Source organism: Acinetobacter sp. YH12097 (assembly GCF_013419225.1).
Classification (GTDB): Bacteria; Pseudomonadota; Gammaproteobacteria; order Pseudomonadales; family Moraxellaceae; genus Acinetobacter; species Acinetobacter amyesii.
Genome location: NZ_VPAN01000028.1, coordinates 1 through 24592, shown reverse-complemented (window position 1 = coordinate 24592; position 24592 = coordinate 1). Strand labels below are relative to the sequence as shown.

At 37.8% G+C, this 24592-nt stretch carries 21 protein-coding genes and 1 pseudogene; 6 read left to right on the top strand and 16 right to left on the bottom strand.

Features of this window, described 5'->3' with window-relative positions; genetic code table 11:
• Positions 1-2: 2 nt before the first annotated feature.
• The 10 genes from tagF to FTU37_RS11685 form a co-directional block, all read right to left on the bottom strand.
• Positions 3-962, bottom strand: a complete 960-nt coding sequence (gene tagF, locus FTU37_RS11730; RefSeq protein ID WP_168379476.1) for a type VI secretion system-associated protein TagF — start codon at positions 960-962, stop codon at positions 3-5.
• Between the two features lie 63 nt (positions 963-1025).
• The gene (gene tssM, locus FTU37_RS11725; protein WP_180124391.1) at positions 1026-4859 is read right to left on the bottom strand and encodes a type VI secretion system membrane subunit TssM; all 3834 of its coding nucleotides are present in this window, start codon (positions 4857-4859) and stop codon (positions 1026-1028) included.
• Positions 4860-4887: 28 nt separating this feature from the next.
• Positions 4888-6333, bottom strand: coding sequence for a hypothetical protein (locus FTU37_RS11720; RefSeq protein ID WP_180124390.1), 1446 nt, complete (start codon positions 6331-6333; stop codon positions 4888-4890).
• Between the two features lie 2 nt (positions 6334-6335).
• A complete protein-coding gene (tssG, locus tag FTU37_RS11715; RefSeq protein ID WP_168379478.1) occupies positions 6336-7328 on the bottom strand; it encodes a type VI secretion system baseplate subunit TssG in 993 nt (330 codons plus the stop codon).
• Positions 7292-9100 (bottom strand): type VI secretion system baseplate subunit TssF, encoded by a 1809-nt coding sequence (gene tssF, locus FTU37_RS11710; RefSeq protein WP_180124389.1) that lies wholly within the window; start codon positions 9098-9100, stop codon positions 7292-7294. The genes tssG and tssF overlap by 37 nt, the downstream gene beginning before the upstream one ends.
• Before the next feature lie 15 nt (positions 9101-9115).
• On the bottom strand, positions 9116-9592 hold the full coding sequence (gene tssE, locus FTU37_RS11705) for a type VI secretion system baseplate subunit TssE (protein WP_078190770.1): 477 nt from the start codon (positions 9590-9592) through the stop codon (positions 9116-9118).
• A 70-nt stretch (positions 9593-9662) separates the two neighbouring features.
• Positions 9663-10166 (bottom strand): type VI secretion system tube protein Hcp, encoded by a 504-nt coding sequence (locus FTU37_RS11700; RefSeq protein WP_078190771.1) that lies wholly within the window; start codon positions 10164-10166, stop codon positions 9663-9665.
• Positions 10167-10213: 47 nt separating this feature from the next.
• Positions 10214-11698 carry a type VI secretion system contractile sheath large subunit gene (gene tssC, locus FTU37_RS11695; RefSeq protein WP_168379480.1) on the bottom strand — a complete coding sequence of 495 codons (1485 nt, stop codon included), beginning with the start codon at positions 11696-11698 and terminating at the stop codon, positions 10214-10216.
• Entirely contained in the window at positions 11691-12194 is a 504-nt protein-coding gene (gene tssB, locus FTU37_RS11690) for a type VI secretion system contractile sheath small subunit (protein ID WP_078193364.1), read from the bottom strand. Before tssB ends, tssC begins: the two co-directional genes overlap by 8 nt.
• A gap of 15 nt (positions 12195-12209) precedes the next feature.
• Positions 12210-12905 (bottom strand): hypothetical protein, encoded by a 696-nt coding sequence (locus tag FTU37_RS11685; protein ID WP_168379481.1) that lies wholly within the window; start codon positions 12903-12905, stop codon positions 12210-12212.
• Positions 12906-13278: 373 nt separating this feature from the next.
• On the opposite strand from FTU37_RS11685, the gene tssH reads away from it, so the two are divergent.
• Genes tssH through FTU37_RS11655 form a run of 6 tightly spaced genes read left to right on the top strand, consistent with a single transcriptional unit; the run spans position 13279 to position 20921 of the window.
• Entirely contained in the window at positions 13279-15951 is a 2673-nt protein-coding gene (gene tssH / locus FTU37_RS11680; protein WP_168379482.1) for a type VI secretion system ATPase TssH, read from the top strand.
• 19 nt (positions 15952-15970) lie between these two features.
• The gene (gene tssA, locus FTU37_RS11675; protein WP_168379483.1) at positions 15971-17101 is read left to right on the top strand and encodes a type VI secretion system protein TssA; all 1131 of its coding nucleotides are present in this window, start codon (positions 15971-15973) and stop codon (positions 17099-17101) included.
• A 5-nt stretch (positions 17102-17106) separates the two neighbouring features.
• Positions 17107-18471, top strand: coding sequence for a type VI secretion system baseplate subunit TssK (gene tssK / locus FTU37_RS11670; RefSeq protein ID WP_168379484.1), 1365 nt, complete (start codon positions 17107-17109; stop codon positions 18469-18471).
• Between the two features lie 9 nt (positions 18472-18480).
• Entirely contained in the window at positions 18481-19284 is an 804-nt protein-coding gene (gene icmH, locus FTU37_RS11665) for a type IVB secretion system protein IcmH/DotU (RefSeq protein ID WP_168379485.1), read from the top strand.
• A 12-nt stretch (positions 19285-19296) separates the two neighbouring features.
• Positions 19297-19968 carry a hypothetical protein gene (locus tag FTU37_RS11660; protein WP_168379486.1) on the top strand — a complete coding sequence of 224 codons (672 nt, stop codon included), beginning with the start codon at positions 19297-19299 and terminating at the stop codon, positions 19966-19968.
• Entirely contained in the window at positions 19965-20921 is a 957-nt protein-coding gene (locus FTU37_RS11655) for a M15 family metallopeptidase (protein ID WP_168379487.1), read from the top strand. Before FTU37_RS11660 ends, FTU37_RS11655 begins: the two co-directional genes overlap by 4 nt.
• 45 nt (positions 20922-20966) lie before the next feature.
• On the opposite strand, the gene FTU37_RS11650 is transcribed toward FTU37_RS11655, so the two are convergent.
• The 6 genes and pseudogenes from FTU37_RS11650 to FTU37_RS11625 all read right to left on the bottom strand — a co-directional run.
• Positions 20967-21728, bottom strand: a complete 762-nt coding sequence (locus FTU37_RS11650) for an alpha/beta fold hydrolase (RefSeq protein ID WP_168379488.1) — start codon at positions 21726-21728, stop codon at positions 20967-20969.
• A gap of 175 nt (positions 21729-21903) precedes the next feature.
• Entirely contained in the window at positions 21904-22788 is an 885-nt protein-coding gene (locus FTU37_RS11645; protein WP_168379489.1) for an MBL fold metallo-hydrolase, read from the bottom strand.
• Positions 22788-23207, bottom strand: a complete 420-nt coding sequence (locus FTU37_RS11640) for a DUF6691 family protein (protein WP_168379500.1) — start codon at positions 23205-23207, stop codon at positions 22788-22790. Before FTU37_RS11640 ends, FTU37_RS11645 begins: the two co-directional genes overlap by 1 nt.
• A 2-nt stretch (positions 23208-23209) precedes the next feature.
• Entirely contained in the window at positions 23210-23623 is a 414-nt protein-coding gene (locus FTU37_RS11635; protein ID WP_168379490.1) for a YeeE/YedE family protein, read from the bottom strand.
• Positions 23624-23865: 242 nt separating this feature from the next.
• Positions 23866-24111, bottom strand: coding sequence for a hypothetical protein (locus tag FTU37_RS11630; protein ID WP_168379491.1), 246 nt, complete (start codon positions 24109-24111; stop codon positions 23866-23868).
• Between the two features lie 43 nt (positions 24112-24154).
• Positions 24155-24469: pseudogene (locus tag FTU37_RS11625) on the bottom strand (zeta toxin); the annotation flags it as partial.
• Between the last annotated feature and the right edge of the window lie 123 nt (positions 24470-24592).

The following is a 24592-nucleotide window of genomic DNA, read 5'->3' as shown; positions in this document are numbered from 1 at the left end:
CATTATTCTTCTATAAAAGTCTGTCTAAAAAGTTTAATGCCATGAATAAGGCTGATCTGACGCTCACTCAAAGACTGTTCCAATACGGCTAAGCCTGCATTTTGTTCAAGATAAGGATCAATCCAACTGGCATCAATCAAGGAAACCCAATGATCACTTTGCATATTTTGGGTAAAAACATCATTGAGTGCAGTAATATCAGCACCTTGAAAACCAAATAGTAAAACAGGTGAATCACTGTGTAGGATGCCAATGAGTAACTCAGCATCTTGGTTTTCGACAAAACGACTAATCAGGTTGACCCAAAAAGCCGCAATTTCATAGCAGTAACTAATATTATTGATCGGTAAGATCAACACTTTATTCAACCGAGACGTACCCTGATGAATAATCGGTTGTAGCAGCAAACCGAGACCAATCATGCTTTGCGCCAACTGATAAGGCGTAAAATTCAATAAACGTGCAAATGAATGCAACGTATGGTGCTCATAAAAAGAAGAGGTTTCCTCTGTTCCGAACACTTGGATTTCGTTATTCAATTTACCTAATTTATCGAGCAAAATATCGGGATCGCGAATTGAACGCATCACTCGGTTACGCTGATATAAGTCAATTAAGGTCTGTTTATAACGATATGGTGCATACAAAATATTATCGAAAGGATCATCAATTTCTAGCAAATGAGCCAGCACCATTGGAAATTGACGCTTTGAACTGTCTTCACTACTAATCAAATTGGCAACCAAAAAACGCTTATCTTTTGGACTGGCAATAAAGAAATCTAATGAAGGCAGTGAGTTATACGCTGCATTAAAATTGTCTGAACGCATAGCGAATTCAAGCGCCTCCGTGATCCACTGATCAATTAACTGGATCAGTGAATATTGTTCACGGCTCTTTAAGAAGTCACCACGAGCTGGACATTTTCCATAATACAGCGGTGTTGTTCTCACTTCATACATCGTCACACTCCTTGTTCTTTTGCACGAATGCCAGCGCTCCCGCTCCTATTTTTAAATTCATCATCATGGTGTTGCTGTTCCTTGTACAACACTCATCGGTGAAGTCGCGGGCGGCGCTACAGGCGCTTGTCCTGCAGGCATCGTTTGCGCTGCGACGACACGAACACCTTTATTCGTCACCACTTGATCAACGAGAGTCATACCTGAATAGCCTGAACCTGTAGTTGGGCCAGATGCGTTACCACTGATTAAACGGAAGTTCACTTTTACAAACACTTTTGGATTTTGTTTGCTACGCCATACCATTTCAAATGAATTACCATTTTGTGTACGCTGAGCGCCTTCAACCAATCGGTTAATACCATATTCACCCGGCTCATCAAAAATCGTATGCGTTTGACCATCCAAGTCAATCGCGGTAATACGTGCACCCGGAATTGCCCCTTTATTTGGCCAAACGAAGTTCACCCATTGCTGAACACCGTTTTCATACACCATACGTTGACCATCAATATCAATGGTATATGAGAGTAACTGCGTATTTTCTAATGGGAAGAACTGGAAGTTCGATTGATTAGTTGCTGCAGGTGCTGCTTGACTCAATTCCCCTGTAGCAACGCCATTACTTGGCGCTACATAGCGTTGGAAATTTGCCACAAATTGTGGATTTAAACCAATACCCAAATCTTTCCATGTTTTCGTGGTTAAGGTATAGCCACGACGAATCACCAATGGATCTAAATATTCTTTTACAAAGCGCGCGATACTTCCGTTTTCACCAAAAATTTGGCTAATTTCATTACTGGTCGCTTGTAAAGTGGCATTACTGTTAAATGGATATTTAGGTGCAAGATTGGTTGTAAAAGGTTGATACGCCTGCATTGCCCACAACTTATTAATTTCGTTTTGAGCTGGGATCAGTAATACTTCAAATGACTGGGTCACTGGCTGCATAAAGAGTTTTTGAATCAACTGCTGATCTAATTCATTCAGACCCACAGACATTTTTTCATCCACAAATTTTTGCGTGCTATTAAAGACAGAGCTTTGATCATTGATGGTTTGTTTCACCAATGTCATGCTTGCAGGCCCCATATCACCGCCACTCTTCAAGTCATTGAACTTACTGCGCACTTGACTCAAAGACAACATGTATTCATCTAAAATAGATTTGTTTTGCTGATCATCACGTTTACGAACCAGTTGATAGAACACATCAAACTCTTTTGCGATAACACCTTGACCGGCTTTAGAAGCAACTTGCTGTGCCTGCTGCGCATCATCACGGCTGAGAACTTTACGTTTAAACCACGCAATAAAGCCTTTCTGAGGTGCAGCCAGTTCTGCTTGAACAATTGGATTATCCCAGCTGGTTTCTTTCGCTATACGGTCGACCACTTTACGAATTGGCGAATTTTCAGGTTCACCTAAAATATCGATAAAACGTGACTGCTGAGCAACATCAGCACCCTTGCCATAATGTACTGCATTTAAGAATTTACGCCATTCAGCGATATATTCCTGCTTATAAAGTTCGGTTAACTGTTTACTGATCTGGTCTGGACTACCACTAAACGTCAGGTCATCAGAGCGATTGGTATTGAGTACCCAATCTTGAGTATCCGTCGGATTATTCGCAGCTTGGTTAATTGCATCTTTTACATAATCATTCCAAGCTTGGTAAGTAAAGATACCCGGCAAGGCATAACTACCCAACATGCTATTTTGGCCTGTTTCACCTAAAATTTGCTTCACAGTTACTGCAGGGAAACGTACCGAACCACGCATTTTAATTTCATTATAAACGCGGTCGCGTGCAGGAATACCCATGGTAACAGCCGTCAATAATTGACGTGTTTGATCAACCAATAAAGGATCAGATTCCATTTGCGGGAACGCAGGATCAGCAGCTAAAGTCATCGCATAAGATAAAACTTGTTCTGCTTTTTGAATCATTTCCCCACGTGGCATTTGACCACGATTTGAATCTAACCATGAACGCCAGAAACGAGTAACTTGGTCACTCAAATGGCTCGATTCCATATATTTATGATTGCTCATCATCAAATACGCCTTCAGTGCATTGTAGGCATCCTGAGGATTAGTATCCGATGGTTCTAAATAGGGCTGATTTGATTTCACAGCTTGAGTGATTTGCACATTGACGTGATTTTCTTTCAACGTCGCTTCATTGGCTTTAACGCGCTGTAAGTACTGCGCCATATTTTGCTGAGATGGTGCCAATACAATTTGTTGAATACCTCGTAAATACTCAACTTTGAGTTTTTCACGAATTTTATTCCCTTGGTATAAACCAAAGCTATATTTCAAAGGACGATCTTCATCAAAATGATCGAGCTGCTGTAAATGCCCTTGTAATATCAGCAATGCATCCAATTGAGTCGAAAGCTCACTTCCGCTACGGCTTTCCATTTGTACAACTTTGTCTAGGTCTGCCTGAACTTCAGCCACGAGTTGTTGGTTATTACGATACGACCAAACCCATAATCCAAGCACCACAGCAACCAATAATAATGCAGCAATAAATGCCATAAAACGCTGACGCTTACGTGCAGGATTGATATGTTGTTTAACCAGATTTTTATCTTTTAAAATGACGGTTGAAAAGAGTCCTTTTAAGAAATAACCATGATCTTGCGAAACAGAATTTGTCGGAATGCCAAACTCACTATCCGTACTTTTCACCAAATGAAAATCTTCAGCAATTTGTTCGGTCATTGGACTTTCAATCACACCTTCTTGCAACGCACTGGTGAAATAGAAACCACGGAATACCGGTTTAAACTGATAAGGGTTGTCTTGAAACAACGTACCAATAAACGTTTTTAACACTGGCTTTAAACTTTTAAACTCAAGCGGAAATGTCATTACACTTGGAGAAATATTTTGCGAATGACGACGACTCAAGTGCGTTGTACTGACGCTCTTCAAACCATCGTATAAAATTGAATAATGCTTTTCGAACATCTCAACAGCATGTTCGGATGAGTCTGGATCATAAGGCAGTGTTGCACCCCAAACTTGATCAAATTCATCCTTATCATAACAATCAAAAAATTCAGTAAAGCCGACAATCAAATCCATTTTTGAAAAAACGATATACACTGGCGCAAAAATTTCTAAACGTTCAGTCAAATCCTGTATACGTGCGCGTAAGTTTTTGGCTAATTTGATTGATTTTTCAGGGCTTTGACTGACAAGCTCAGCCACAGAAACAATTACGATTAAACCGTTAATCGGCGCTTTAGAACGGTTTTTCTTTAGAATATTTAAAAAGCCTAACCATTCAGAATGGTCTTCGGCATAAACTGAATATCGACCTGCGGTATCGAGTAACACACCATCTGTAGAGAAAAACCAATCGCAGTTACGAGTACCACTTAAACCTGCCGACACCATTTTCTGATGAGTTTCTTCAAATGGAAATCTAAGACCAGAATTATAAATCGCTGAACTTTTACCCGCTGCTGGGTTACCAATCACCATGTACCAAGGTAATTCATATAGCGCTGCATTACCCTTTTTATCGCCAAGTTTTGATTTACGGATAAGTTGAATCGAGTCTTTCATTTGCTGATTGATCAGCGCAAGTTCTTCTTTATTCTTTTGTTTACCGTATTCAGCTTCATTATCTTTGGCAATCGCCTCAGCAAGCTCTTCGCCTTGCTGTTTATGACGATAATGCTGCACTAATTCATAAATACCCCACAGAATTAATCCGAGAATATAAACAGCAACCACAATGTAAAAAGTCTTTTGCGGAATCGAATTATGCATAGCCACAATGGCCACAAAAAATGACAAAGCCACCATCGCTTTAGGATTGGTGACGTACTGCCAAACATAACCGAGGATCGTATAAAATAGTGTGTTCACAATGTTCTCAATTTCGTCTTAATTCTAATTAAACAGTTTCTTGTTCAAGTTCATCTTCTACTGAAAATGCTTGAATAAAAGCAAATGTCGATTCTTGGTCTGTGCTATAAATCATGGCAGTTAACTCTTCTGGCAAGTGCATACCCAACATGAATCCAAAAATTTTTGCCAATTGCTGGGTATTTCCAAGATTCTGTTTTGTATATAAAAAATGATAGGTTTCAATCGCGGTTTCATTAAATTTATACTGTAATTTTTTCACCACTTTCATATCCGTTGCATCATCTAACATCAATAAAAAGGGTTGTTCTTGATCATACTGATCTAAATTATTCAGTGCTTTAAGCTCTAAATGACGTTTCAACTCAGGCTCATGTGCCACCACTTGTAGCACTTTATTTGGAGTTAAACCTCGAACTTGAACGTCTGAAGCAGCCAAACACCAACTCGATGCAAACTCTGCAGCAATGTATTTTTCTTGTAACCACATCTTTTCATCAATCCATTCTTGGTCGATTTCAGAGTCAGCATTCAGAATCAAACTGACTTCAAACTTTTGTTTTGAAATCATCTCTAAAATGCTTAACCATTCTGAATAAGCGACTTGAGTGCCGATAAAATGTGGCTCGATATGAATTTGTTCGGGAATGATCGAAAATCCGTCAGAAAGATACTGCTGAATAATCTGGGCATAATCATCATTCCATTGATGAATCAAATTATCAGCAAGCAAAATATGGACATTTAAACGATTTAAACGTGAAACTTGCTGTGCATTGTTCGCCAAATGTTCTGGATATTCATCTTGCGTATAATCTGGATCCACCCAACCCGGATGCATACGGTACTGATATGCCAATTCACTATCATAAAAGAGTGCTGATTGCTTCAGATGCTCAGCAATTAAAAATAGACTTTCAACGTGTTGCTCTAGTTGTTGCTGAATAAGTGACTGGATTCGTTTTTCACGCATGGTGATGGCACTATATTCATCATCTGCTTCTTCATTAGTGAGTTCATCTAAATCTTTGATTCGAAATGAAAGAACAGGCAAACCGTATGCATTGAATAATTTATCATCGAGTTCAGGACTTTTAAATTGTTGAATATCTTGGATGATTTGTTCATTTTCACCAAAACTATGCCAAGCCGCTGAAGAATAAACATTTAAACGAAATTGCTGTACATCAATAGGCTTCGGTTTTGCTTGTTCAATGGCATCAAGTTGTTGTTGCTCAGCTTGTTCTTCTGCACGTTTTTCAGCTTCAAGTTTTTTTTCTTTTTGATGTTGAATGCCCTTATAAATCAAATAAGGCGACAAAATAATTGCACATAAAGCGACAGGAAGAAGTAGAAAATAGGTGACCAGATCAAAAGCTGTCGGGTCATAGCCTGTATCTCGCCAGTAAAAAATCACGAAAGCAGTACACAAAACAAAAAGCGTACTAAAGGTACCAATTATTAATTTCAGCATTATTATAAATTCCCCATTAAGGCATAACAGGTTTCTGTATTATCGACCTGTTTATTCGGCTGTAAAAATGCTCCCTGAGCTAAACCAATTCCGCTCAAAGAATTTAAACACACCGGTTTTATTTCTTCTTTTTGTAAAATTAAGCGCACATCCACCATTAATGTTGGACTGCACCAAGTTTGAATCATTTGTTTTAATTTTAAGCTGCGTGACTGATTCGGTAAAAATGTTAAATAATCTTCATGATTTAAAGGTCCAATCACGATTTCAATTTTTTCGTCAATCTGTTGAATCTTTTCACCACAAAATGTATTTAGTCCCAATAAACTCGGCTGAGATCCACCTAAACATGTTCTCTGATCTTCTTCAAATACAAAAGTTTCAGGGATAAATTCTCGAATATCAAAATTCTGCTTAAAGATACAGTTCAGCATGGTTTTTAATGCATACGCTGTATTGTTTTGTCCCTGCATTAAACCTGAAAACTCTGCAAAATAATCATCTAAATCAGGCTGATCATGCTGGCTACGGATATAACCATTTAATGCATGTAAAATATCAAGATAGTGATTATCCTGCTCGATTTCATAACGAATAGGTAAATGATAATTTAAACTGGCATCAACATAATGTGCTGTTAATTTATGATTAAACAGCCCTAAAAACTTTTGTGTTTCGTGTCGCTGATGTCGCCCGCTGAGCTTAATCTTATTGGTATAACTATAAGGTAATGCACCTTGAATACCCGTTAAACCCACCATTAAATTTGTCAGTTCAACTTTTTCATCATTGAACTCTAAACTTTCAATTTCAGTATTCGGGAAGTTCAGATTAAGTGAACTATTAAACTCAAAGTCATTTGCCCAATGGACTTGAGCTGCTCCATAAGGTGCATGTCTTAACAAACGAGTGGCTTGAACAAACTCGTAGGCTTTCGGTTCTTGGAAAAGTCCGTCAATTACAGAGCTTTCTTGCCACCAACGTTCTGCACGCATTGGTATAACTCCTGTTGACTATTTGCATCAAAAACCGAGACATCGACAAAGCTGTTCATATTGACTTTTAAATTAAAGATATGGGCTAGCAATTGACTAAATATATACAGGCTATGCCCTCTAAATATATCCGCATCGATATCGAGCTGTACTTTTAAGCCTCTGACAAATAATGGAAATGGTTTACTATCCACAAGTTTCTGCGTGGTAGAAAACTGAATATTTTTTATGGAGTCGATAATAATTTGGTTTTCTTTTGATTTAGGTAAATTATACAATTCCAAAAGTTCTTTAATATGAGAGACCGCATCGCCTTTCATTAAAGACATATTATTCAAAGATAAATGTGAAATCACTCGCCACTGTTCTTGTTTATTTTGTTCAAAATAATATGGAATCGACGGACGTTTGAGCATCAGAGCACGACGTGCCAAATTACTATCATTCAGTGTTAATGCATTCTGATCTTTATTATAACTTTCGTAAGGTAACTCACGATTACTACATAGTAGTTCCGTACTAATAAAATCAGACTGAGTGCTATGCGGATCTAAAGCACGAGATATGATTGAATAGTTTAATTCCTGATGTTTATTCTTCATCTGCTGCGGATTTAAACTATAAAAAAACTGAATTTTATCTTGATGATAATGACTCATTGCAAAAAAAGGCAGTACAGGATAATACACTTCATCTTGGTTACTTTTTTCACGCACCATGTTCATTTTTAAAATGCTATAGGCTTGAAAATATTCAGGATGATGTGCGTCTGTCACCAATGGATATTCCATTCGCTTATGATTAATCTTTTGCGGCTCTGCTTGTTTATTGAAAAGATTAACAATTGGTGTAGCAAACAATTTAAAATTTGCCGCATTTAATTCTGAATAATTTCGAATCGCTGCTTGATCATTTAAATTGAGTTTAAAGTGCATTTGAACATCAAATTCACTATGTTCTAAACTTAAAAACTTAATGAAATCTAAATTTAGATTTAAAAAATTGAATTTTTCAGGAACACAAAAATATTCCATCAATAAACGATATGCATGATGCGTATGTTGATCGATAGGTAGAACACTTTGAATTTCATCAAAGCCCATAATTTCAAATGGATTGGCAATATCAAAAATGTGCTGCCCCACACGAATCGAAAAACTCGTAGTCGATTTAAAAATACTATCTAAAACCTGTAAAGGAAAATTAGAAATAGCGTCTAAAAATATCGGCAAAGTTTCATTTTTGAGTAAATCGTGCTTATTCGAAAAAATTTCAAATCCTAAGCTCAATGTGGCATTTTGATTTAAATGCATATGTGCCGATGGATGAGTTTTGAAATTGAGCTGTTTTAATTGAATCGGTAATAAAGTGACTTCTTGTACCGTCTGATATTCACATTGAACACCACGCGTACTTTTGGCTTTTAGACTGGTCGCCTTTGGAATAACGTGTCGATCTGTTAATTGCTTAATTTTATTTATATCTTCGAAGCTCACCACAGAACATGCAGGAAATGGTTTTAAATATTGAGGAAACATCACCTCAAAAATTGATCGAGTAAAAACGTCATAACTATCTGCAAGTTTTTTATCAATCCGTGCAGAAATTAAAGAAAAGGCTTGAATTAAACGCTCAATATGCGGGTCATCTATTTGTTCTTGGTTTAAAGACAAACGCTGGGCGATTTTGGGGTATTTACTGGCAAACTCACGGGATTGTTGTCCAAATTCCTGTAGTTGTTTTTCGTAATACGGTAACAGCTCTTCAATCACAGATAACCCACTTCATTAAGCTCTTGGAGAAATAACATATTGTTGTGTTGTTGGTTTTAATAAGGCATCAAAAATAACTGGTTCGTATAAAGGATGAATATTTAAATATGCCTGAATACTTAAACATAGTGCCCCCATATTATGGCCATCCATGAGCATTTCGACTCGAATCTGTTTTAAACGCGGTTCATGTGCAGCAATCGATTGCTCAATTGACTGGCAAATTTTGTCGCGATCCGATGGATTTGCTGTCGATAAGCCCACAAAATCGATAATGCCAAATTGCAAAATAGACTTTTTTGCTAATGGAAAGTCATCAATCAGTTCATCTAACTTTGCCACCCGACTATTGAGAAGATCCTCTAAATCGGAAGCAACAGATTCACGAAGTTCTTGCAAAGACAGACCTTGAGTCTGCTGAGCATCTGCTGGTAATAAGCGGTCAAATAATGTCGTTCTAAAACCGTAAGGATAAAGCTGATCGAGATTCATATCTTCTTATAAATATTTAAAAAAATGAAAATAGAGGCTACCCAAGTTAGCCTCTATCTGAATCCATCTATTACGCTGCGTATGAAGCAGTGTTGTTAGATAATGACCACTTCTTAGTAACAGCACCTTTCGCAGTACCGTTAATATCTTGTTGGTTATATGTCCACTCTACTGCAGCATATTTCAAACCAAATGATTCGTGCGGAACACCTTCATCATTTACAGTTGGAGTCACACTAGAAACCAACACATGTTTCAGTTTGATTTGAAGATATTTAATACGTTTATCGCCATTCGCACGGTAGAAATCAATTTGAACTTCATCAAATGTATAACCTGCTGAACATGCTTCCCAAAGTTTAGGGCTTGTCGCGTCTAAATCTTTAACAAAAACCATATCAGAATGTTCTACACGTTCTGCAGTGTGACCACCCACGCTTGAAGAAGTCGCAGATTTAGGTTGACGGATGTTATGCGTCCAAGAGTTTACTTCTAACCAACTCTTGTGCTCTGCATCACGAGATTCGCCGTCTACTTTGTACTTACCACGAAATTGAATGTATATATCTTTCATTGTTCTGAATACCTATTTATTTAAAGTTATTATAGTGTTGACCCAAATTAATTTGAGGACTGAGGTAACTCGGTCACAAGTCGTAATGAAACAGACAACTCATCCAACTGGAAATGTGGTCTTAAGAAAACCACAGATTTGTAGTGACCAGGCAAAGCTGGATTTTCTACAACTTTTACAGAAGCTTCACGCAATGGATACTGAGCTTTAGCTTCTTGAGATGCACCATCATCAAGTAATACATATTGCGATAACCATTCATTTAAGAAGGTCTCAACATTACCCGCTGATGCAAAACTACCCACTTTGTCACGCATCATTGCTTTTAAATAATGTGCAATACGTGAAACTGCCATGATGTATTGGATCTGGCTAGACAATGCAGAGTTGGCATTTGCTGTATCGCTATCATATTTTTTAGGTTTTTGCGTCGATTGCGCACCGAAAAATGCTGCATAATCCGTATTTTTGCAGTGTACCAACGGAATAAAACCAAGGTCACTCAGTTCTTTTTCACGACGGTCAGTAATGGCAATTTCAGTTGGACATTTAAAGACCACTTCGCCATCATTGGTTTTGAACGTATGGACAGGCAAGCCTTCAACTAAACCACCACCTTCTACACCACGAATCGCAGCACACCAACCATGCATATCAAAAGCATTGGTTAAACGCGTACCAAAGGCATAAGCCGCGTTCATCCATAAATATTCATTATGATTTTCACCTGAAACTTCTTCAACGAAGTTAAATCCTTCAGTGGCAATGCCTTCTTTTGGATCATATGGCAAACGACCCAATACACGTGGCATTGTCAACGCAACATAACGTGCATCGTCACTTTCACGGAATGAACGCCATTGTACATATTCTGCTGTTTCAAAGATTTTAGATACATCACGCGGACGATCAATATCAGTAAAAGACTCTAGTCCCAACATATTTGGGCTTGCAGCCGAAATAAACGGTGCGTGTGCAGCCGCCGCGACATGTGAAATTTGCTCAAGCAAATACATATCAGAAGGTGTACGGTCAAACTCAAAATCACCAATCAGTGTTGCATAAGGTGCACCACCGAATGATCCATATTCTTCTTCATAGATTTTTTTGAACAATGTGCTTTGGTCAAAATCGGTCGCACCTTGGAAATCTTTAATCAATTCTTTTTTCGTCGTATTTAACATACGAATTTTTGTTAAAGAGTTTGAAGGTGTTTCTTGGCAGAAATAATACAAACCACGCCATGTCGATTCAATTTTTTGAAATTCAGCATGGTGCATGATTTTACTTAACTGAGATGAAATCAACGCATCAATTTCAGCAATACGCTTATCAATTGATAAAGTCATATTGTCCGAAACGGTGATGGTACCTGCCATGACTTCTTTGGCAAGTTCACCAATCAAACTTTTTGCACGATCATGTTCTTGATCTGTACGCGCGATACGACTTTGTTCGACAATTGAATCTAAAAGTGAATATTCTTCGGTTGCTTCAAGGTTTGCAGCAGTTGCAGTATTAAAATTACTCATTTTCTGCCTCCACGCTCAACTTACGAATTTGATCAGTGTTATGTAACACTTCATCCAGTAAATCTTCTAAGCGTTCATTATTTGAAATTTTATTACGCAAGTCAGACAGACGCTCACGTGCAGCAACTAACTTTTGTAATGGATCAACCTGTTGTACAACTTGCTCTGGAGTGAAATCGGCCATGCTCTTAAATGTAAGATCTACCGACATTTTTCCACCGTCTTCAGTCAAGGTATTCTCAACTTGAAAATTAGCACGTGGCGCTAAAGACTCCATTACCTCATCAATATTATCTAAATCAACATTAATGAATTTCTTGTCTTTTAATTTGGTTTTCTCTACTTCAGATGCCGCTGAGAAATCACCTAACACCCCTACAACGAATGGTAATTCTTTAATTTCTTTACCGTCGCCAACTTCAACATCGTAAGTCAATTGAACACGAGGAGGACGAATTCGTTGAAGTTTTTTCTGTACACTTTCACGTTTTGCCATGAGTGCTTTTCCTTGTTATTTATTCTTCAATGTATCGAAAGGTGAACCACCAGTAGCAGGTTTTTTCGCTGTAGTCTGCGGTTTTGCTGTCGTGGTGGTTTTCTTTTTGCTTGCAGCTGTAGTCGTTTGTTTAGGCTTGGTAGACGCTGTATTGGTTCGTTTTTTAGCTGGTGTTGTCTGTTTAGATTTCACATTGCTCGAAGATTCTGTACTTTTTTCACGAACATCTGCTGCAGCAGACGTAGATTTATCAATCGTCGGCTGAATATAACGAATATTATCCGACAACACTTTGGCAGGAGAATAGGTCTGTTCATCTAGAGTACGATTTTCATTACTCCGCATATGATTCAGCGCATTATAAGAAATAGCGATACCTGCTAAAAAAGTGACATCAGTAAGTTCAGGCGACTGATAGTTCTTTTCTCGCAGCAGATTGACCGCTTGCAATGCTTTTAAATTGTAACCATTGGCTTGATATTTTTTGGCAATATCTACAAAGATTTCATTTTTTAAGTTCTCATTTTTCTTATTTTTTTTGTCACATAACTGATTATAAAAACCAATAATCTCTGGATCTGTATCACCTACTGCCAGTGGATAATCCTTTAAACAGGATTTTTTCACAGATGCCGCTTTATCTTTTGCAAAAACGGTTTGTGTTAAACTGGCTGCTAAAATTATAGGTAATAAAACACTAAATTTATTCAAAATTGCCTCTGTATTTCTACGTGCTAAAACTTAATTTATGTGGAGAAATCACCACTTATTTTCCCGTGGGTTTTCTCTTCATTTATCAAAATTAAAAATATGCTGCAGATTTAACAAAAAATAAGCACATAGAGTCAATACAAAAATGTGCCAAATACTCCAAAGTTTGTCGACGATTTGTTTTTTTTTGTTTCATTTTATAAAAAAATCTTTTTCCTTTTTTTATTTAGTCTGTATTATATCGCCTAAAGCAAGACACTAATAATATATAAGGTGTTGATTTTAAAGTTTTTATTTTTATAGCAAGAAAAAAGAGATCACAGTCAAACTTGTAAAATTTCGTACTGTGGATTCTAAATTTGATGAGTTATTTATGAATAATTTAAAAGTTTTAATTACTAAACTTTCACCTCACGCCCGCATTTCACTCGAAAAGTCAGCCAATACATGTATTTCACAGCAAAATTATGAAATCGAAATTGAACATTTTTTACTCGAATTATTAACCTATAACAATAAAAATGACCTTCAAATACTCTTAGAAAAATACAAAGTTTCTGCAGACGGTTTGGCAGATGACCTCAAAGAAAGTATCGCTCAACTTCCAAAAGGAAATACGCGCACTCCTATTTTTGCCCAATCCATTGTGCGCTTACTTGAACAAGCTTGGTTATTAGCATCTGCTGAACAAGATCCACAAATTCGTAGTGGTCATTTACTTGTTGCGCTCCTTACCGCGCCAGATTTATACCAAATTGCAGCAAGAGCTTCTTCTCTATTCGATTTATTACCTATCGATACGATTAAACATAAATTTTTAGATCTTTGCCTAAAAAGCATTGAAAATGAAGATTTAGCAACTGCAACACTTGATGAAAAATCAGCAGCACAAACGAATGCAACTACGCCAGTTAAAACACCAGCTCTAGACCAATACACCATTAATCTTACTGAAAAAGCTAAAAATGGTGGCATTGATCCTGTGATTGGTCGTGAGTTTGAAATCCGCTTAATGCTCGATATTTTGATGCGTCGTCGTCAAAACAATCCGATTTTAACGGGTGAGCCTGGTGTTGGTAAAACAGCCGTTGTTGAAGGTCTGGCATTAAAAATTGCAACCAACCAAGTTCCAGATGCTTTAAAAAATGTCAGCATTCATACTTTAGATATGGGCTTACTACAAGCGGGTGCCAGTGTTAAAGGTGAATTCGAAAATCGCTTAAAACAAGTTATTCATGAAGTTCAAGCCTCTGCACATCCAATCATTTTATTTATTGATGAAGCACACACGTTGATTGGTGCGGGTGGTCAAGCAGGTCAAAATGATGCAGCAAACCTGTTAAAACCGGCGCTTGCACGTGGTGAGTTAAGAACCATTGCCGCAACCACATGGGCTGAATATAAGCAGTATTTTGAAAAAGATGCCGCATTAAGCCGACGCTTCCAAGTAATTCAGGTTGAAGAACCGACTGAAGAAGTCGCAATCGATATGCTGCGTGCCATGATTCCCGTGATGGCAAAACATTTCAATTTACAAATTGACGATGAAGCTATCGTTACTGCAGTCCATGTTTCGCACCGTTATATCACTGGCCGTCAATTGCCTGATAAAGCGATTAGTGTCTTAGATACGGCTTCTGCGCGTGTTGCGTTAACTCAAAATGCACAACCTGTAAAATTGGATCAACTTCAAGCTCAATTACATAATTTGAAGCTTGAATTAGCAATTCTTGAAAATGAACATAAGAATATTCCGATTCACCACGAACGCATTGAAAATGTAAAAACACAAATATCTACGCTGGAACAAGATATTCAGTCGACTGAAACGCAGTGGAAAAAAGAACTCGAGTTTGTTCAACAAATTAAAACGCTTGAACAAGAGTCCGAGCAAAAACCAGAAAATATTGAAACTTTAAGCAATATTCGTAACCAACTGGCAACTTTACAAGGTCAAACGCCGCTGGTTTTTGAACGTGTAAATGCCCAAATTATTAATGAAATCATTTCAGACTGGACCGGTATCCCAGTTGGTAAAATGGTGAATGATGAAATTCAGCAAATTTTGAAGCTTGAAGCACAGTTAGAACAACGTGTGATGGGTCAAGATTATGCACTGCATCAACTGGTACAAGGCATTAAAACCTCTAAGGCAAAATTGGAAGATCCAAATAAACCTCAAGGCGTTTTCATGCTGGTTGGCCCAAGTGGTGTGGGTAAAACCGAAACTGCACTCGCGTTAGCAAACGAGTTATATGGTGGTGAGTCACATTTAATCACCATTAACATGTCTGAGTATCAAGAAGCACATACCGTCTCGTCTTTAAAAGGCGCTCCTCCGGGCTATGTCGGTTATGGCCAAGGCGGCGTATTAACCGAAGCAGTTCGCCGTAACCCATATAGTGTGGTTTTACTCGATGAGATTGAAAAAGCACACAGCGATGTTCAAGAGCTATTCTACCAAGTATTCGATAAAGGTACTTTGGAAGATGGCGAAGGTCGTGTCATTGACTTTAAAAATACTACGATCTTATTGACTTCAAATGCAGGCTCTAGTGCCATTATGCAGGCCTGTTTAAATCAGCCAGTAGAAGAATGGCCGTCAGCAGAAGAACTTTTAGATGTATTAAAACCAGCTTTATATAAACAATTTAAGCCGGCATTTTTAGGTCGTATGCGTATTGTGCCGTATTTTCCTTTACACGATGATCTGCTCGTACGCATTATTCAGCATAAATTAGGCAAAATTACCGCGCGTATTGAAAAACAATATGGTACGCAAACACGTTATACCGACGATTTAGTCGAATTATTATTAAGTCGCTGTACTGAGGTCGATAGTGGTGCGCGTAATGTCGATAACATTTTAAATGCGACGGTCTTGCCTGCTTTAGCCACTGAATTACTCATGGCAATGAGCGAGCAAAAGATTCCATCGATCATTGAAATCGATGTCAAAGACGATGAAATTATTTATGTTTTAGATCCTAAAAGTAAACCTGCGAAAAAACGCAGCAGCAAAAAGACCAAAACCTTAGAAGCATAAGTTAGGAACGATGTAGAATATGAGTTTAGAGCTCGACGCTTTATTGCAACCGATTACGGATGATTTACCTTGCGGTCATGATTTTTCATTTTCAAATGATTTTCATGCAATTAAAAAAGCTAAAACACAAGATGACCCGCTCTTGGATCAAGGCGACTGGATCGCAGAACCTAAACAGGCAGATTGGGGCTTTGTGCACCAAAAATCGTCAGATCTACTTCGCGAACAAACTAAAGATATTCGCTTATATGGTTGGTTGCTTGAAGCGTGGACTCACATTCATGGTTTTGAAGGGATTGCCAAAGGGATTGAACTTACACAAAAAAGTTTGCAAGACTTTTGGCTGCAGCTTCATCCTGAAATTGAGGATGATGACCTTGATCAACGTCTAGGTCTATTACAAGGGATAATTAATCAAATCCCAACATTAATTAAATCAGTTTCAATCGTTCATGGTACGGCAGCGTATTCCCTGTCCGACTATGATCGACTGCTGCATGTTCAAAACCAAAGACGTAAATCTAACCATGAAGATGATGATCAAGAAGAGTCGTTTAATGGTATGGAACAGTTTGAACATGCCTTGTTCAATACGTCAAAATCAATTCAATACCAGTATTACCAACAGTTTTTAGATATTTTAAATCATTGGGAAAACTTAAAAACGACTCTTGATGGTTTGATGGGGTTAGATGCGCCAAGCTTTGCTGGTATTGACTCTCAAATCGAAATGATTCACTTGAGCTTGAAAAAAATCTATAAAGCAGATGCTTTTATCAATTCATCAAGTGCTGAACCTGTTCAATCAAATTCTCCAATTGAAAGCCCGACACTTTCCACTGTAAATTCCGTGCAGAATGATATGCAAATAATACAACAACAGCATACACAGCAATTTAAACCTCAAGTGCAAAATCATCTTGAAAACCGTGAACAAGCCATGAAAGTCTTGCAAGATATTGCTGACTATTTCCAAGTGAATGAGCCGCATAGCCCTGTCAGTTATATGCTGCAAAAAACCATTAAATGGTCACAAATGCCACTGCATGAATGGTTAACTCATGTGATTAAGGATGAAAACCCTCTTGAAGCTGTACAAGAAATGTTAGGTGTTCAGCAACAAAGTAATGAATCGAATAGCGACTGGTAAAAACAATGTTTAAAGCAGAAAAAATTTTATGGGGTGAAGGATTATTTTTACGCCCACAACACTTTCAATTACAAGATGCTTATCATGAACAGCGTTTAAACCATACGGTTCGCGCAACGATACCGTTCGCTTATGGTATTCAAAGTTTAATTTTTGATGAATCGCAACTCAGTACCAACACATTAGCTTTGAATAAAGTTGAAATGATTTGGCAAGATGGCGAGATTTATCAAGCACCTGCACAAGACTTATTACCTGAGCCTGTACTACTTGATTCATTAAATTTACGCGGTGAAATGCAAATTTATTTAGCATTACCAATCGTTCAACCAAATAAACGAAACGTCAATTTTGAAGAAAATACCCAATCGAGTCGCTATCATTCACATTTGACTGAAACTCATGATTTGTTTACAGATGCAACGGCTGCTGAAATTACCTTATTACGCCGCCGTGCAGAGTTCAAAATCTTTGAATTAGGCCAAGAACCACAGCACAATCTTGATGGTTTTCTTTATATGCCAATAGGCCGCATCAAGCGCCAAAGCTCTGGTAATTTTGTTTTAGATTATCAATTTATCCCACCAATATTACATATTAGTTCGTGTGATTCGCTGATTACTGGGCTTAAACGAACGCTCAATATTATCAAAGCTAAAATTAAAACCATTCAATCGAATAATCGTGAAAACGAACAAAAGTTAATTGAATTCCGTTCAGGTGATATCGTGTCATTTTGGTTGGTTAATGCGCTAAATACTGCGCATGCGACCTTAAATCATTTATTGCAATATCCACTGATTCATCCTGAACGTTTGTATTTTGAATTATTGCGTCTGACAGGTTCCTTGCTCACCTTCTCGACAGCTTACGAAGTAGATCAGCTTCCACAGTATCAACATCATAATTTGCAAGAAAGTTTTACTCAATTAGATGTGATTTTACGTGAGTTGCTCGATACGATTATTTCAAATCGATATATCAGTATTAACTTGAAAGAAACCCGTCAATCCTACTGGGTGGGCAGTCTTGAAAGTGATAAAATTACTCGTGATTCTCGCCTGTATTTAGCTGTTTCAAGTAGCGTGATGCCTACACATGACATTATTTCTTATGTACCGCTGCGCTTTAAAGTCGGCAATACTGTCGATGTTGAACAGCGAGTCATGGCGGCATTACCGGCTGTGCCATTGCAACATATGATGCAAGTGCCAACAGCAATTCCGGTACGTTCAGGTGTGAGTTATTTTGAAGTTGAGCCAAATAATGATTTGTATCAACGTATGCTTGATTCTGAATCCATCTGCGTTTACATACCAGCTGGCTTCCAAGATATCTCGATTGAACTTATTGCTGTGATGAATGGTTAAGGAGCAATCATGAATATTTCAAATAATGCCCCTTCACTTTTTGACGACGGTCAAATAGGATTAGGCTCTTCAAAACCAAGTGCTGAACCGACAATCAACAGTTCAACCAATTTAGTTGATCTACTGCATGATGGGTTTTACATTGTTTTCTTACTCAAAAATCAATATGTTCCATCCAGCCCTGAAAGTTTCAGGACAAAAATTATGGATCTATTAAACCGATTTGAAAGCCAAGCCCGTAAGCTTCAATTCAGCAATGAAGATATCACGGACGCAAAATATGCCTATTGTGCTTTATTAGATGAAACCATTGTCACCCAACAAGATGCACGCTTTTTTGATTTACAAAACAATTGGATGATGAATCCACTGCAATTAAGTCTTTTTGGTTCACAGCTAGCAGGTTATCGTTTTTTTGAAAATTTAGAGCAAATTCGTTCTAAAAATAAAGATCGATTAGCTGCACTTGAAGTTTATCATTACTGCATGCTCCTTGGTTTTCATGGTAAATACCGCCTTGAATCGATTGAAATGCTCAATTCACTCGTTGCACGTGTCGGCGATGAAATTGATTATATGAAAGGTAAAAAGGCGTTTTCGCCTTTCGCGGCATTACCGGATCAAATTAAAAACATTATTCACCGTGAATTACCATTTTTTTGGATCATTATCTTTTGGGCTTTGTTTGCTGTATTAGCATTTGGTGGACTGAGATATATGTTATCTAGCCAAAATAATCAGGCGTTATCACAATATCAAAACGTCATAACTGCCCCATCGGAACAGGCTTATATCACCATTCATTTACCATAAGACTTAGACACCATGGCAAACGAAAAATCGAATAACGTTAGAATTTTACAGTCGACTCAAAAAAATAATTTACCGCCTTTAGCTCATGCTGCTATCGGCTTTCTTGTTGGTGCAGCGGTGATTATTGTTGTTGGCCTGGGATATTTTTATCTAAATTCTGACGATCAGCCTACAAATGCAGAAATGACTACTTCTGCCCCAACTGAAGATAAAGCTGAAACTGAGGCATCCGCTGTACCTCGTCAAAACGAAAATGAGCAAGCTTCAGCTGAAAAAGCGCAGCAAACCGTTCATGCAACTGAAGAAAAAGATCCGGATAATGACTTATATTCGAATGATTTAGCTACTGCTTTCAATCATGGTAACACGGCTAAGGCAACTCAGCCTGTTCAAGCTGTGGCGAATAACCGTTCACCTTTTGAAATTACCCAACCGCAGCGCCCTGTTGTAGCTGCTACAACAACCGTTAAATCACATATTCCAAATACTATAGCGAAACCAAAAGCTTCGCCAACAACGGCCAAGGTGACCAAGCCTACAGAGCCATCTACGAAAGTAGTGAAAGAAGATGAGCACTTCGAAGAACCGATGGGCGGAACGCAAATTTCTGAAACCAAACGTCCAAAAGTGGTTGCTGCAACAAGCACTGCCAATGCGACTGTGAGCGCTACAGTTTCTCCATGATCATTTTTTTGGTTAGTTGTTTCTTTGTCTTAGCACTGGTGACAGTGCTTTGCTTTTCTTATGAACTCAGAGTTAAAGTTCAGGATTTTTTCTTTCAAATCATTCCACAAAGTAAAAAAAGAATTCAGCACGCCAAAAATTTTGCTTATGAACTGAACTATGCAGCAGCACCACAACAAATTCAATCACACTGGCATTTACAACAATGGTGGATTTTATTTGCAGGCTTCTTACTGTTTGCCAGTATTTTATTATTTGCTTTTACTCGCCCGATTACTGCAAGTAAAGTGGAAGCTGATTATTTGCGTAAAGTCGACCCACAAATTTACGCCATGCTTGATGGACAGGTTTTAGATGCGCCTCCTGAGGTTGAAGAATATCTTGTTCAAGAAGCAATTGCAGAAGAAGCTGCAATGATTGAGCAGCCATCTGTTATGGCCTCAAGCTTTAATCCAGAAGTTCAAGATATCCATACGCATTCATACTCTACGGATGTGCCTTCAGCAGATCGTAAATGGCATAAAATGAACCCTCGTTATAAGCAGCGTTTATTGATGGTGTTCAAAATCATGCGTGAACAACATGGCTATGAAATGATTTTGCTTGAAGGTTATCGTAGTCCAGAACGTCAAAATAATTTAGCCACCAATAAAAATACCACTCGTGCGCGTGGCTTCCAAAGTTATCATCAGTTTGGTTTAGCAGCCGATGTCGCCTTTAAACGCAATGGAAAAGTGGTCATTACTGAACGAGACCCTTGGGCTATGCGTGGTTATCAACTTTACGGTCAAGCCGCTGAGTCTGTCGGTTTAACATGGGGCGGACGCTGGAAATCCATTCAAGATTATGGCCATACAGAATATCGTATGCCAGGCCTGAAAAAAACTGCAGAGATGGCGGCACTACTCACCTCTGAAGGTCAGCTTCAAGCCAATAATATTTCAATTGAGTAATATTTCGATGTTGTGCCTTCAAAATATAATTGAAGGCACATTGTATTATTCTAGATAATTTTGTATTTGCTCTATTACTTCAGTTGTTTTTTCTGCATGTAACCAATGGCCTGCGCCTTCTATCTCTACAATTTTCGCATTTGGAAATTGTTGTTCTATCGTATTGGTATGTTCCACTTTTGAAATATAAGGTGACTCTCCACCTTTGATGAACAATACAGGCTGTTGCCAAGTATTTTCAATATTTTCCCAACCAATAATCTGGTCATATTGTTTATACAACGCATCTACATTAAACAACCATTGTCCTTTGCTAAAAGACTTGAGCAGAAACTGTATCACCATATCGAAATGAATATACTCACGCATAATTTCAACCGCTTGTTGTCTAGATTGAATTTGTGCATTTTGTACAGCGATCAAAGCTTTAAATATTTCATCATGATGACGTTCTTGATATGCAAAGGGCGCGATATCCAGTACAACAAGTTGCACTACCCGCTCTGAGATTAAAGCCAATTGCATTGCGACCTTTCCTCCCATGGAATGGCCAATCACTGAAAACTTATCGATGCCAATTACATCTAATGTCTCAAGTACATCGTTTGCCATTTCACGATAATTCATTTCTGTACTTTGAGGTGATTTACCATGATTTCGTAAATCGAGCTGAATCACTGAATGTGAATTTTGAAAAGCTCTGGCAAGCATCCCTAAGTTGCTCAGGCTGCCAAATAAACCGTGAATAAAGACTAGTGGATGCGTTTCGCCTTCTAATTTTTGATGATATTCGTAATTTAGGATCATTTCTGAATACTATATTAAATTGACATTATGATGCCTAGTTGATGGAATGAAATCAAATGACCGTTAAAATTTATTAATCAAACTTAGGCTATTTTATGTAACAACTATTTAATTTGCTTAGGCTATTTAATAAAATGAAATAGCGAGCTACATTCAACCTAAAGCATTTTTGTCTTTAATTTGCAGATTTAAAGTGATTAAAAGGAATTTTTAAATAACGAATACCATTCCCTTCTGGTTTTGGAAATTTACCTGCATCCATATTGATTTGTATTGCAGGTAAAATCAGTTTTGGCATAGCCAAATTTGCATCACGCTGAGTTCGCATTGTGACAAAATCTTCTTTTTTCGTACCAACGTGAATATGAATATTCTGCTCCTTTTGTGCATGTACACTGCTTTCACAGCAGTATTCTGACCGATTTTCTGGTAAATAGTCATGGCATAAAAACAAGCGCATTTCAGGTGCTAACTGATAAATCTTTTGTACTGAATCGAATAATACTGCTGCACTGCCCTTGGGAAAATCACAGCGTGCTGTGCCATAATCAGGCATAAATAAGGTATCACCAACAAAAACAGCATCATCACCAACCACATAGCTCAGACAAGCAGGTGTGTGTCCAGGCGTTGGAATGTTATACGCATTTAACTCGCCGATTTTAAATGCTTCATGATCTGCAAATAAATAATCAAAAGACTGATGTGAATTAAAATATTTCACATCAAAATTATAAATGGCGCTGAATGTTTCCTGCACAATCTTGATGTTATGGCTCATCGCAATTTTGCCACCAAGAACCTGTTTTAAATATTGTGATGCCGTTAAGTGATCTGCGTGCACATGCGTTTCTAAAATCCATTCTACGCTTAGGCTATTTTCTTGGATATAACGAATAATCAAATCTGCATGCTTAGTTTGAGTAGTTGCGGAAGCAGCATCATAATCCAATACACTGTCTATAATCGCACATCGATTTGTTTGCGGATCAGATACCACATAACTAAATGTATTGGTATTTTCATCAAAAAAATGTTGTACCTGTGCACGATTTGACATTACTTTGCTCCCGAAATTTTACGATGTAGATAGACGCCTGCAAACATCGCTATAACAAAATAAATCGCTTGATAATAACCAAGACCGATCAAAGTAAAGGCTGGCGCAGGACAAATCCCAGCAATCCCCCAACCTATTCCAAAGATAACACTCCCCATGACGAGTTTTGCATCAATTTGATTATTACTCGGTAATTCAATCGCCTTCCTATCAAAGGTTGTCGGTTTTGATTGACGAACGGCCATTTGAAATGGAATAAATGCAACTGCAATGGCTCCCATCATCACAAAAGCTAAACTCGCATCCCACTGCCCTGTAATATCAAGGAAACTTAAGACCTTTTCTGGATTAGACATGCCCGAAATCATTAAACCTAATGAGAAAATTCCACCAAAAATAAAAGCCAATATATTTTTCATCATTAAGCTCCGATTACATGTCTCATTACATAAACTGTGATAATCCCAGCCAACATAAAACTAGCAGTTGCAAAGAATGAACGCTTAGAAAGACGACTAATACCGCAAATGCCATGACCGCTAGTACAACCTGAACCTAATCTCGTTCCGAATCCAACCAATACCCCGGCAATGATCATCATCCATGGGCTTGCATCCAGTTCAATTGTCACAGAGGTCATTTTCCCGTAGATAAAAGGCACAATAAAAAGTCCCGCTAAAAACCATATCGCAGGTGTTTTTAAAATCGTTTGAGGATTCAACATTTGCGCAATTAAACCACTGATACCGGCGATTCGACCATGTACGTATAGGTAGCCAACTGCGGCTAGGCCCAATAAGGTCCCGCCGAGAAAAGCGGTTAGAAATGGATGCATATTCATCAGCCATAAAAACAATATATGTTTTTATAATATGTTATTTAAAAAAAGATGCAAGCTCTCCAACCGAAATATTCGTTCTGACTTGCCTTTTCCTGATTGAAAAATTTAACGCTTCAAGAGTGTTTGATTAGTTTTATTTAGAATTAATTTATAAACTTGAAAAATCACGAAATATTTCCTCGGAGATTTTTCAATAAAGGCTGTTTATTATGAAGTTAATTGAAATAATAGATAATTTATAGATCAATACTGATATCGCTGAGTGCATCGCTCACCCATGTTAAAGCATCTGAACCCAATTCTATAATATTCGAACCAATTTCAGCTAAGTCAGTCAAATCTAGAGAAGATAAAGGATCAGATGATGTATTATTTTTTTGCTGTTCTTGTTCAGCTTGCTGCTCAATGGCTTGATCAAGATGAGTTTGATCTAATGGAGATGAGTTTGAATGTTGTTGTAATTCATAGTCGTTATTTTGCATAGGTTCATCCTGTTATTTTGTTTTTTATTACGTTCAGTTGATATTAATTTGGCTCAAACTCTTTGAGCACCTTATCTACAAACCACCAAGGTAAACGCTGAATACCTGAATTCATCTTTAAAATTTCAGCTTGTTCAATTTCCGCAATGAAAGAAGCATGCTGTCCATCGGCAGAGTTATCAAATAAATAACTACGATCCGTTGCTTCTACCGCCTGCATTAACAGATCCATACTTCGATAATAACGTTCGCGAATTTTTTGTTCTGGCACACCATGTCCACCCGTTTTCACGCGGTACTGAACACGTGAAATATTGATAACAGGATCAATAGTGGAAACATAATATAGATAGGTTTGATGTGTGCTGAAAAAACAGGAGGTTTTAACTTGGTAAACTAAACACACTCATCAGGAGTTTACCATGAGCAAGAAACACAAGACTTACACCACAGAATTTAAAGCTGAAGCCATCAAATTAAT